A 12,316-nucleotide genomic window follows, 5' to 3' on the forward strand; every position below is an offset into this window, starting at 1 on the left:
AAATAAAAAAGGCGACCTTTCGGTCGCCCTTTATTGTTTAGTTCTTTTCGCTACTGTGACATCTATCGCAAATTCCAAAAATATCAATCTTCACAAATTTAATTTCAAAGTCCTTTCCTGCAAGATAGGATTCAATATTTAATCCAACACCATAAGCAGGTAGATCATAAACGGAGTTACATTTCAAACAGATGAAATGATGATGCGGTTCAAGGTTAGCATCGTATCTTGCGCTTGACGAACCTTGTATCGTTACTTCGCGAATCAATCCCTCATCTTTGAGAAGATTCAAATTTCTATACACAGTCCCGAGGCTTATATTAGGTATCACCTTTCTAACCTGATCATATATCCAGTCAGCGGTTGGATGAATATCAGTGCTTTGGAGGATTCTCAAAATCGCCTCTCTTTGCTTGCTTCCTCTACGACTAGCCATTTGAATACCTCCAAAAAATTTTAATTTGATTCAAAATCCTTGATCATTTCTTTTCTCGTCTCATCTCCTACAATTGCTGAGGCTTTGTAATTCGGATGATCAACAACTATCTTGATTTCATTATCAAAATTTTTTAGATCCTCAATTTGCTCCGGTGTAAATTTAAATTTCACAAAATGAACTGCGCTTATTCTATTCTCTTTACTGTGTCCTTCTTCAAATTCGGCGTAAATTTTGTGCTTGTCACCTATTTGTAGATAGACATGATTACCTCTGTCAAGCCCTATAAAGCTATCAAGCACAGGGCGCAAAAGCTGAGGATCATCAACTTCAATGAATAGGGTTGCGCTAAGCTCGTTCTTTTCAGGTATTAAATCATTATAAGTGTCAACTTCAAATTTAATTTCGTTGTCATCAACCATTCTTTCCGCTCGCATCATTTCCTGAATTTGAAATAACACTGTATCCCTGTTCTCAAACACGATGGATATTCTGTTGCCAACCTCAACTCTGCGCCTTTTCTTTAGATCAATGATATAATTTCTGAAATCGTTTCTGATCTTTTCGTATTCGTATATGTTCTTTACCTCGGAATATTCAATTTTTTTCATCTGCGGTATTTTTATTTTGTTTTTAAAAAGGCGGGGGCTTTGAAAAGCCCCTGCGGTTAAAAATTTACGATAAGAAGGCTCTTAACATCCAAGCTGTTTTCTCGTGTTCTTCCATTAGCTCTGTTAGAAAGTCGGCAGTTCCGATGTCTTGATATTTTTCTGCTATCGTTGTTATATCGTTTCTTAAATTTCTAATGATGGTTTCGTAATCGTTCAATAAGTTAGCGATCATAGTTTTAGCGTCAGGATATTCACCTGGATGTTCTTTTAAGCGTGTGAGTTCAAGAAATTCTTTTAATGTTGCAATTGTGTTTCCACCTAATGTGCGAATTCTTTCAGCGATATCGTCAATATATTCGTTTAGTTCTTCGTATAATTTTTGGAAAAATTTATGAAGTTCATAGAATTGTGTTCCTATGACATTCCAATGATAATTTCTTGCTTTCGTATAAAGCACATATTCGTCGGCAAGTAAGGTGCTTAAGATTTTAACAACGCCTTCAAGGTTTTGTTCCGTTATTCCAATATTGGGCTTCATGGCTTTTTCCTTTGTTTTATTTTTTATTTTCATTTAAACCGTATGCGTTATAAAGTATTTGAATTGGATGCAAACCTTTTTTCCCAGTCCCTTTCTCAATTTGCAATTGTGCAAGAGTACAATCGGATGAAACAACAACTTGAGCTTCAGTTCCATTTTGATTTATTTTGTCAAAAATAGGTTTCCCAACTTTTAAAGACATTTCAAAAAACTCTTTTTTCATACTCCAAGTTCCGTCATGGCCAGAACAACGTTGGATCATTTCAACTTCTGTCCCCGGTATCAGCTCAAGCAGATCTCTTGATTTATAGCCAATGTTTTGTGCCTTGAGATGGCAAGGGAGATGATAAATGATCTTGCCTTGAGGGTTCTTGAAATCAGTTTTTAATTTTCCTTCCTTGTGAAGTTTCATTAGATATTCGGAAATATCATATGTGTGTTGAGCAATTAACTTAGCATCTTCATCATCTGGAAGAAGCATCGTGTATTCTTGTTTTAGCATATAGCTACAGGTAGGTGCTGGTATCACGATATCATAACCTTGTTTGACATAGTTGATAAGTGATTTAACATTAAACTTTGCATTTTTGATAGCTGAATCAATATCTCCGCCATCAAGAAATGGCATCCCACAACATTTTTGTTCAGGGACGATGACTTCAATATCGTTATGTTCAAGGACCTTTACAATTGCTTTTCCAAGTTCAGGTTCGTTGTAATTAACGGTGCAGGTGTAGAATAAGACAACTTTAGCGGTTTTTTCTTCTTTTTTTCCATTTTGTTTTGAGTATTTCTTGAACCATTTTTCAAATGTCTCACTATGATATTCGGGCAAGTTTCTTTCTCTGTGAATTCCAAGTGTTTTTTCCATTAAAACTCTGCTTATCTTAAGACGATTTGCTAAATTAATTAAACCTGCAAATTTGCTCCCAAGTTTTCCAATTAAATCTGCTTGTCCAAGAATTTTATCGCGTAAAGGAATTCCTTCTTTTTTAGCCCTCACTGCTTTTGCTCTTAGCATCAATCTCGGGAAATCAAGTTCGTAGTGGTGCGGTGGGGTATAAGGGCACTTCGGAAAACAAAGCTTGCAATCATAGCAAAGTTCAACGACTCTGTAATAATCTTGTTTTTTAAGGTCATCAAGGTTGTCGGTTTCATCAATTTTTTGAAATAAAAACTCAAAAGATGGACAAAGGTTATAGCAAAGTCGGCATCCATTACAGATATCAAAGATGCGATACATTTCTTTAAAGAGAGCTTCTTCATCCCAAAATTTGGGGTCTTTTAAATCAAAAACCATGTGCTTAAACCTTTGTTTGTTTTTTTATAAAAAAATTAAAAAACCGGGGCAATGCCCCGGGGAACAAAATGTAAAGATTACTTGCCGCCAGTCAAGCTCTCAAGAGCTTTTTGGAATCTTGTTGCGTGGGATTTTTCAGCACGAGCAAGTGTTTCAAACCACTCTGCAATATCATCAAATCCCTCCTCACGAGCAGTTCTTGCGAAACCTGGATACATTTCAGTGAACTCATAAGTCTCACCAGCAATTGCTGATTTGAGGTTGGAGATCGTATCACCAACTGGTTCGCCAGTAACCGGATCGCCAGCTCCGTATTGTCTCAAGAAATCAAAGTGTCCGAAAGCATGCCCAGTTTCACCTTCTGCAGTATCTCTGAAAACGCCTGCAATGTCAGGATAACCTTCAATGTCTGCTTGACGGGCAAAGTAGAGATAACGACGATTTGCTTGGGATTCCCCAGCAAAACCGTGCTTGAGATTTTCAAGCGTTTTGGTTCCTGCAAGTGATTTTGGCATAGCTGACTCCTCATTTTTTTGTTTTTAATGATAATGATTACTATTTGCATTTATAATATACAACTTTAAAAGCAATTTGTCAAGTTTTTGAGGATTAGAATTTATTAATCAAAGAACGGGGGCTTTAACAAAGCCCCTCGTTTTATGGAAATTTATTTTGAATTTTTAAGAAGTTTGCGAAGAACGGTTTGCATTATCCCACCGTTAGAGTAGTATTCAACTTCAACAGGGGTATCAAGGCGAGCTATGACCTCAAAAGTTTTAGTAGTGCCGTCGGGTAACTTAGCTGTAACCTTTAGCATTTTACGAGGATAAAGGTTTTCAGATATACCTTCAATTGTAAATTCTTCAAATCCACTTAATCCAAGGGTTTCACGGTTCTCTCCATCTTTGAATTGAAGTGGTAAAACGCCCATACCAACTAAATTGCTTCTGTGTATCCTCTCAAAGCTTTCAGCGATAACTGCTTTAACTCCAAGTAAATATGTTCCCTTTGCAGCCCAGTCACGCGAGCTTCCAGTTCCGTATTCTTTTCCAGCAATTATTATTAGCGGGCGATTTTCTTGTTTATAGCGCATCGCAGCGTCGTAAATGAACATCTTTTCGCCGGTTGGAACATGCACAGTCAAACCACCTTCTACGCCAGGAAGCATCAGATTTTTTATTCTAACATTTCCAAAGGTTCCGCGCATCATAACTTCATGAGCTCCTCTCCTTGCACCAAAAGTGTTGAATTCAGATTTTGGGACGCCTCTTTCAATTAAGTATTTACCAGCGGGACTATTTTCGGAAATTGAGCCAGCTGGTGATATATGGTCTGTGGTGATTGAATCACCGAAAACAGCAAGACAATATGCGTTTACAATGTCCTTTGGTGGTTCAGGTTCTAATGTTAAGTTTTCAAAGAAGGGTGGATTTTGAATATAAGTTGAATTTGGATCCCATTCAAAAAGTTCGCTTTCTGTAATTGGGATTTCTTTCCAGTATTCGTTTCCTTCAAAGACATCTGCATATTTTTTCTTGAAAAGCTTTGAGTTGAGAACTTGATTAATTGTTTCTTTGATTTCGCCTTGGCTTGGCCAAATATCTTTCAAAAATACAGGATTTCCATTAGGATCGTAGCCAATAGGTTCGCTGTTGAAATCAATATCAATTTTTCCAGCTATTGCATATGCGACGACAAGTATTGGCGATGCTAAATAATTTGCCTTCACAAGTGGGTGTACTCGTGCCTCAAAATTTCTGTTTCCGCTCAGTACAGCACAAACGATCAAATTATTTTCCGTGATTGCTTTTGAAACCGGTTCTGGCAAAGGACCGCTGTTTCCGATGCAAGTTGTACATCCGTAACCAACGAGATGAAATCCGAGAGATTCAAGATATGGCATCAAACCAGCTTGCTTTAGATATTCAGTTACAACTCTTGAGCCAGGCGCCAAGCTGGTCTTTACATATGGTTTAGTCGTTAGTCCTTTTTCAACGGCTTTTTTCGCAAGTAGTCCAGCACCAATTAAAACTGTTGGATTTGATGTATTCGTGCACGATGTTATCGCAGAGATTACAACAGAACCATGAGAGAGTTCCGCTTTTTGATTGCGGATTAAAATTTCAATAGTTTTTCCTGCTTCTCCGTTAACTTTATAATTTTCTTTCAACGCTTTTTCAAAATGTGTCTTTACATCGCGCAGTAAAACTTTGTCTTGTGGACGGCTTGGACCAGCAAGCGTTGGTTCAATCTGGCTCATATCAATTTCAACTACATCGGTATATTCTGGTTCGGGGGAATCATCATATCTAAAAAGGTATTGTTCCTTTGCGTAAGCTTCAACTATCGGAGCTAGTTTTTCACGCCCTGTTAATTTCAGATAATTAATTGTTTCATCGTCTATTGGGAAGAAACCGCAAGTTGCGCCATATTCAGGTGCCATGTTAGCTATTGTAGCCCTATCAGCGACGGAAAGTTTTGATACGCCAGGTCCGAAAAACTCAACGAATTTCTCAACTACTCCTTTTTTGCGAAGGACATTTGTGATTGTTAAAACAAGGTCTGTTGCTGTTGCTCCTTCCGGAAGTTCACCTGTTAATTTTACTCCAATTACTTCGGGGATGGTTATATAGTATGGTTGACCGAGCATCACAGCTTCTGCTTCTATCCCACCGACGCCCCAACCGAGAACACCTATCCCATTTATCATTGTAGTGTGTGAATCTGTGCCAACAAGTGTATCTGGAAAAGCAAATCCATTTTCCGTTTGCACGACCTTTGATAGATATTCAAGATTTACTTGGTGAATTATTCCAGTTCCTGGTGGAACAACTCTGAAATTCTTAAATGCTTTTTGTGCCCATTTTAGAAGGACATATCTTTCTTTGTTAAGTTCAAATTCACGCTTAACATTCCAATCAAAAGCGTATGATGTCCCGAAGAAATCAACTTGAACGGAATGGTCAATCACAAGGTCAACAGGTTTTAGAGGGTTTATGATCTTGGGGTCTTTGCCAAGTCGTTTCACAGCGTCTCTCATTGATGCAAGGTCAACAATGCATGGGACACCTGTGAAATCCTGCAAAAGCACTCTTGCTGGCATAAAGGGAATTTCACGAAGTGGTGGCTTGGGTTGCCATGAAGCGATGGCTTTAAGGTCGTCCTCGGTTACAAGATAGTTATCGCAATTGCGAAGTATGTTCTCAACGAGGACTCTTATTGAATAGGGAAGTTTTGAGATATTTGCAAGCCCTTGTTCTTCCAGCCAAGAGAGTTTAAAAATTTTTATCTTTTTCCTTCCGACTTCAATCGTTGAAATCGCGTCTTTGAAAGGGTGTGCGTTGTTCATTTTGATATTTCATATTTTGTTTAATTTACAATGTTTCGCCTCCTGCAATCAGGATGAAAAAAGCGAATCTAATTTTATCTTTTCTCCGTGATAAATTAAGCAAAAGAGCAAAAATTTCAAAAGGGCTAAATTTCACCTCATAGATTTTAAAACCTCTGAATTCACAACATTTGCTGGTATTTTCCCTGACAAAACCTTAACAATGCTTTCAGCAGCCATTATTGCCATTTTAGTTCTTGCTTCAAATGTCGCACTTCCGATGTGTGGAGTTAAAACAACATTATCAAGCTTTAGCAATTCATCAGGGACAAATGGTTCTTGTTCAAATACATCAAGACCAGCACCGGCTATCCTTTTGGTTTTGAGCGCTTTTATCAAAGCTTTTTCATCAACCACCTCACCTCGTGATGTGTTTATTAGGTAAGATGTTTTCTTCATCAGTTTTATTTCTCTTTCTCCGATTAGATGTTTCGTTTGGGGAGTCAATGGGACATGAATTGTGATTATGTCGGAATTTTTGAGCAATGTATCAAGTGAAACTTTTTTAGCACCTACTTCTTCTTCAAGTGTTTCGTTTTTGTTTGTGTTGTAGTATAAAACTTTCATTTTGAAGCCCTTTGCTCTTAATCCGACGGCTGTCCCAATTCTGCCAGCGCCGATTATTCCGAGCGTTTTGCCAGCTAGTTCAGTTCCAAGCAAAAGTGTAGGAGACCATCCTTTAAATTTTTTCTTTCTTACGAACTTGTCTGCTTCAATTATTCGTCTTGTCACGGCAAGTATGAGAGCCCAAGTAAGGTCGGCGGTCGCATCTGTTAAAACTCCAGGGGTGTTTGTCACAATTATTCCTCTCTTGGTTGCTTCGTCAATGTCAATGTTATTAAATCCGACTGCGTAGTTTGAAATGATTTTGCATTTGTCCATATTTGCTATGACCTTGGCATCTATTCTGTCGCTTAAAAGGCAAAGGACCGCGTCAACGCCACGAACTGCTTTGAGAAGTTCTTCATAAGTTAGGTTTCTGTCTTTAGTGTTAACTATGATGTTCTTGAAGTGTTTTTTCAGAATTTGAATTCCTATTTCTGGAATTTGCCTGGTGACGAGAACTGTGTAATCTTTTTTCATAGGACAGAGTTTGTTTGTTTTAAATTTTATACACTTTGAAATTTTTGTTGAAACTCGGAGACGAAGGCGTTCAAAGTTGGCTCGTCAAAGAGGCAAAAGCGTATCTCTTCTATTGTCGTGTGCGGGTTTTGTTCAAGAAATTTTACTGCTGTGTCAATTAAAATTTTTGCGCATCTTTCTTTTGGAAATCCAAATATTCCAGCACTTATTGCGGGGATGGAGATTGATTTTAGCTTTTTTTCATCCGCTATTTTTAAACTTGATAAAACAGCGCTTCGTAATTTTTCATCTTCTTGGTTATCTCCGCCTTTCCAGACAGGTCCGACTGCGTGGATGACGAACTTCGCTGGCAGTTTTCCTGCCGTTGTGATTGCTGCGCTTCCGGTTGGAACATAGCCGATTTTGTCGCTTTCCTCTTGAATAACATAACCACCTTTTTTAACTATTGCACCGGCAACTCCAGCACCATGTTTTAGATATTCATTTGCTGCGTTTACAATTGCGTCAACATTTTCTTCAGTGATATCGCCGTGGACTATACGAATTATTTTATCGTTGATTTTTGTTTCAAGCAAAACTTTGTTTGGCATGGCGTGTTTTGGAGTTTTGTTTTTCATTTGTTCACATTGAAATTTCAAGAGCGATCGTTAAAATGTGTTAAGATTTACAACGATTTTGGGCAGGGAACGGGTCAGATATTTATTGCAAATTTTGTTTTTGAAACGAATGGATTTCCAGCGATTAAAAATCTCCATTTTTTGTCAAGCCCTCGTTTGATGCCAATTCGTGGGGTTTTTAAAATTTTGAATTTTTCATCGTTCGTTGTGGAGATTATAAAAATTTCATCGTCAAGCAAGGAAGCGCCGTTTAATTTTTTGTCAATTTGAAACGCTTGACAAAACTTTGCTGGTCCGTTTGTTAAGTTATAAATATCACTTGTTTTGCGAAATTTCTTCATGATTTCAATTCCGACGATGGGCTCAACGGCACGAATTAACACAGCTGCAGGAAAACCTTCTCTTTCCGTTACAACATTAAAACAATAATGCATTCCATAAGTGAAGTAAACATAAGCATGGCCACCGGGGAGATACATTATCTTGTTTCTCGGTGTGATTCCTCCGTAGGCGTGGCAAGCGGGATCTTTTTCACCTATGTAAGCTTCGGTTTCAACTATTTTGCCAGCTAAAATTTTATCCCCAAGTCGTCTTACGATTATTTTACCAAGGAGTTCACGCGCAACTTCAAGCGTCGGTTTTAGATAGAAATCTTGATTTAACTTTTTCCCCACAAGGAGATTTAGTTCAGCCGGGTTCGGCATCGTCTTCATCTGTTGTATAATTGCGATTGAAATTCTTTTATTATTCTTTCAATTTGTTCTTCTGTGATGCCGGAGCCGTAAATTTTTGTTTCTTTTATGTTGCGAGTTAAATCAGTTTTTGTCCCAGTCCATATCGGTGGGTTGCCAGCTTTTAATTTTATTCGTTCGTCAATTTCTTCAATTATGTTTTTCGCGTCCGTTGTTTGTGATGAAAATCTTTTCGTTTCGGATGGCTGTATTCGGTTTCCTTCAATATCGTGAATTGGTAGAAGTTCATAGGCAAGTCGTTTTATCTGGATCAGATGTCTTGCGGTGAGGTTTTCGGAGATGATTGAATGTCCAAGCGTTCCAGGTCCAAGCGTCATAGAAGGGTCAAGGCCTGTGGTATAACCTACGGCGCCAAGCGCGGCTACCGTGTTCACTAAAACTCTGAATGCGGGTTTTTCAAGTGCAAATTTTGTAATTATATCTGGATCGCTTGAGTGAATAACCATTGTATGGCCAAGTCCTCCGAATTCAAGAAGTTCAATACATTTGTGGCAACCTTCTCTCCATCCGTCAACCGTATAGAAAGCAAGAATTGGGGAAAGTTTTTCAACCGATAGAGGATATTGTTTACCAACTCCTTCAAGTTCAGCAATTAACACGGTTGTTTGTTCTGGAACTGAAAATCCTGCTTTATGTGCTATATAAGCTGCGGGTTTTCCGACGATTTCTGGATTTATTCCGCCTTGCGGTGTTAAGATAATTTTTTCAAGTTTTGATTTTTCATCTGGATTGCAAAAATAAGCGCCTCTTCTTTTGAATTCGTAAATTACTTGTTCTCTTATCGGTGAATCGCAAACGACAGCGTTTTCAGCTGAGCAAAGTGTTCCATAATCAAATGTCTTGCCGAAGATTATATCTGCGACTGCTTTTTTTATGTTCGCTGTCCTTTCAATGAAAGCGGGTACATTTCCAGAGCCAACGCCATAAGCAGGTTTTCCGATGCTGTAAACCATCTTAACCATTTGGGTGCTTCCTGTTGCAAGAATAAGCGAAACATCACGATGTTTGAGCAATTCCATAGTTCCTTCAATTGTGACTTCGGTCATGCACTGAAACAAATTCCTTGGAGCTCCTGCTTTTTCAGCTGCGCTTTGCATAATTTGAATTGCTTCGTAAGTGCATTTGATAGCTCTGGGATGGGGGCTTACTACAAGTGCGTTTCTCGTTTTAGCAGAAATCAAAGCTTTAAACATCGCAGTTGAAGTTGGGTTGGTCGTCGGAATAAGCGCAGCTATAACTCCCATCGGCTCGGCGATCTCAACAACTCGTTTGGATCTGTCATAGTTTATAACTCCGACGGTTTTTAGATTCTTTATTGATTCGTAGGTAAATTTAGTCGCAAATTCGTTTTTTAATTTTTTATCTTCCCATTTTCCAATGCCAGTTTCTTCAACCGCAAGCTTGGCAAGTCGTTCAGATGCTTCATAACCGGCTTCGTACATAGCTTTTACAATTTTGTCAACTTGTTCTTGGGAATAGTTTTTATACTCAAGGAAAGCATCCTTTGCTTTTGCGATAAGCTCACGAGCCTGTTGGATTGAAATTAAATCCTTGTCTTTTATTTGAATTGACATTTTTGAATTGTTTTTGTTTTCGTGGTGAATTTTCTATTCCATTAGGATTGAAGCTGGATGCCACAAGTTTAATCCGCTTTCTTCGTCGTAAACTCTTTCAAGCGGTTCACCTTCAAATTCTTCAATTATCAACTCACAAGCGAAAACCTCCGTGCCGATCATCAAATGTCCACCGAAACATTTCCCCTGGTTATCTGCAAGCACAATGTGACAATGAACAAATGGCTGACCGTTTAGCACGCTTACATTCCCGATGCAAGCTACTATCTCCATTTCGTTGTCAAATTCAATGTTGTGATATTTTTTCTCAATTTGATCGTAGAAAGCTATAACTGCTTTTTTCACAGCTCCAATTGCCGTGATTTTGCCAATTCTAATGTTTTCTTCTTTACAGATTTTTGTTATGCTTTCAAGCAGGTCAGCACCTTGTGGAAGGCGACCGATGTAAGTCCTACGCAGTGAGTATTGTTTTCTTGACATTAAATTTCTCCAGATTTAGTTATCAAATAAACCTGGTTGTTTGTCTGATCTTGTTTTTATAAGTCCGAAATGTTTATAAGCAAGTTCAGTTGCGACTCTTCCGCGCGGGGTTCTTTTCAGAAATCCCTCTTGGATTAGATATGGCTCGTAAACTTCTTCAATAGTTCCTTCTTCTTCACCTACTGCGACGGCGATTGTTCCAATCCCAACTGGACCGCCGTTGTATTTTTCAATGATTGTTAAAAGTATCCTTTTGTCCATATCGTCAAGACCGTGTTCATCAACATCAAGCGCTTTTAAAGCGTATTCAGCGACCTCTTTAGTTATGACTCCGCCGTATTGAGATAAATTTTCATCTGCTTGAGCGAAGTCCCTTGCTCTTTTTAGTAATCTATTTGCAATTCTTGGTGTCCCTCTTGATCTTCTTGCGATTTCATATGCTCCTTCTTCTGTGATTTGTATTTGTAAAATTTTAGCGGAGCGTTTGATTATTTTTAGCAATTCTTCGGGTGTATAGTAATCAAGTCGTGCGCTGATTCCGAAGCGAGCTCTAAGCGGTGCGGTAAGCAATCCAGCTCTTGTGGTTGCACCAACGAGTGTGAATCTTGAAAGATTTAATTTGACGCTTCTTGCATTCGGTCCTGTGTCAATAACTATGTCAATTTTGAAATCTTCCATCGCTGAGTAAAGATATTCTTCCACCACTGGGCTTAAACGATGTATTTCGTCAATGAAAAGAACTTCTCTATCTCCGAGCGTTGTCAAAATCCCTGCAAGGTCTCCGGGTTTTTCAATCACAGGGCCAGAGGTCACCTTTATTCCGACGCCAAGTTCATTTGCAATTATGTATGCAAGCGTTGTCTTACCAAGCCCTGGAGGACCTGTCAAAAGCACATGGTCAAGTGGCTCGCCTCTCATTTTCGCAGCTTGTATAAAAACTTTTAAATTATTTACAATCTTCTCTTGCCCAACGAAATCATCAAATCGCAGGGGTCTAAGCTGTTGATCAACCTCAAGATCAATTTCAAGTTTTTCAGGATTTGTGTAGCCTAACTTCGCCATAAAGGTTTGAAGCGAATTTTTTGTTTAATTTAAAAACATTTGAAAAGAATGTCAACTTGAAATTTGAAACAAAAATGTGGCTTTGGGGTTGAAATTAGGACTTTGTGTTTTGAATAGGTGAGAAAAACAAACAAATTCGGTAAGTTATACGCGTGATATGTTGATAAAATTTGTAAAGAAGGTTACGCTTGAATCGTGAGGCGTTTGATGAGAGAACTGAGAATGTGCTTGTGGCGATAAATCAGCGCTTTGACGCACTTTACTTTGACTTGAAAAGGTGATTCCTTGTGTGCTGATAAAGAATTTTTTTGACGATGCAATTTTTTGCAGTTTCCTCTTGACAAAGGGGTTTTAATTTTTTATATTACCTGCGAGACCGATGACAAAGAGTAGCAGGTTTCTAATTGTGTGGGCTTTGTTGATTGTTTTTTTGCGAAAGGGAGGAGAAAAAGTGGGAAAGCGTTAAAAATTAAAA

At 38.4% G+C, this 12,316-nt stretch carries 12 protein-coding genes; all 12 read right to left on the reverse strand.

What is annotated here, in order from left to right:
* Positions 1–37: 37 nt before the first annotated feature.
* Positions 38–436, reverse strand: coding sequence for a transcriptional repressor (locus tag NZ923_05765; GenBank protein MCS7229527.1), 399 nt, complete (start codon positions 434–436; stop codon positions 38–40).
* Between the two features lie 20 nt (positions 437–456).
* Positions 457–1,047: a DUF3501 family protein gene (locus NZ923_05770; GenBank protein MCS7229528.1), complete on the reverse strand. Its 591-nt coding sequence runs from the start codon at positions 1,045–1,047 to the stop codon at positions 457–459.
* Between the two features lie 64 nt (positions 1,048–1,111).
* Positions 1,112–1,585, reverse strand: a complete 474-nt coding sequence (locus tag NZ923_05775; GenBank protein MCS7229529.1) for a DNA starvation/stationary phase protection protein — start codon at positions 1,583–1,585, stop codon at positions 1,112–1,114.
* Between the two features lie 16 nt (positions 1,586–1,601).
* Positions 1,602–2,885, reverse strand: a complete 1,284-nt coding sequence (locus tag NZ923_05780) for an anaerobic glycerol-3-phosphate dehydrogenase subunit C (GenBank protein MCS7229530.1) — start codon at positions 2,883–2,885, stop codon at positions 1,602–1,604.
* Positions 2,886–2,962: 77 nt separating this feature from the next.
* Positions 2,963–3,400, reverse strand: coding sequence for a rubrerythrin family protein (locus tag NZ923_05785; protein MCS7229531.1), 438 nt, complete (start codon positions 3,398–3,400; stop codon positions 2,963–2,965).
* Positions 3,401–3,552: 152 nt separating this feature from the next.
* A complete protein-coding gene (acnA, locus tag NZ923_05790) occupies positions 3,553–6,234 on the reverse strand; it encodes an aconitate hydratase AcnA (protein ID MCS7229532.1) in 2,682 nt (893 codons plus the stop codon).
* Between the two features lie 132 nt (positions 6,235–6,366).
* The gene (locus tag NZ923_05795) at positions 6,367–7,356 is read right to left on the reverse strand and encodes a D-glycerate dehydrogenase (GenBank protein MCS7229533.1); all 990 of its coding nucleotides are present in this window, start codon (positions 7,354–7,356) and stop codon (positions 6,367–6,369) included.
* A gap of 26 nt (positions 7,357–7,382) precedes the next feature.
* Positions 7,383–7,946: a macro domain-containing protein gene (locus tag NZ923_05800; GenBank protein MCS7229534.1), complete on the reverse strand. Its 564-nt coding sequence runs from the start codon at positions 7,944–7,946 to the stop codon at positions 7,383–7,385.
* A gap of 101 nt (positions 7,947–8,047) precedes the next feature.
* The gene (locus NZ923_05805; GenBank protein MCS7229535.1) at positions 8,048–8,677 is read right to left on the reverse strand and encodes a DNA-3-methyladenine glycosylase; all 630 of its coding nucleotides are present in this window, start codon (positions 8,675–8,677) and stop codon (positions 8,048–8,050) included.
* 5 nt (positions 8,678–8,682) lie between these two features.
* The gene (locus NZ923_05810) at positions 8,683–10,299 is read right to left on the reverse strand and encodes an acetaldehyde dehydrogenase (acetylating) (protein MCS7229536.1); all 1,617 of its coding nucleotides are present in this window, start codon (positions 10,297–10,299) and stop codon (positions 8,683–8,685) included.
* Between the two features lie 33 nt (positions 10,300–10,332).
* A complete protein-coding gene (locus NZ923_05815; GenBank protein MCS7229537.1) occupies positions 10,333–10,779 on the reverse strand; it encodes a DNA-binding protein in 447 nt (148 codons plus the stop codon).
* 15 nt (positions 10,780–10,794) lie between these two features.
* Complete coding sequence (gene ruvB / locus NZ923_05820) at positions 10,795–11,841, reverse strand: Holliday junction branch migration DNA helicase RuvB (protein ID MCS7229538.1); 1,047 nt, start codon at positions 11,839–11,841, stop codon at positions 10,795–10,797.
* Positions 11,842–12,316: the final 475 nt, after the last annotated feature.

It is taken from the genome of Candidatus Kryptonium sp., assembly GCA_025060635.1.
Classification (GTDB): domain Bacteria; phylum Bacteroidota; class Ignavibacteria; order Kryptoniales; family Kryptoniaceae; genus Kryptonium.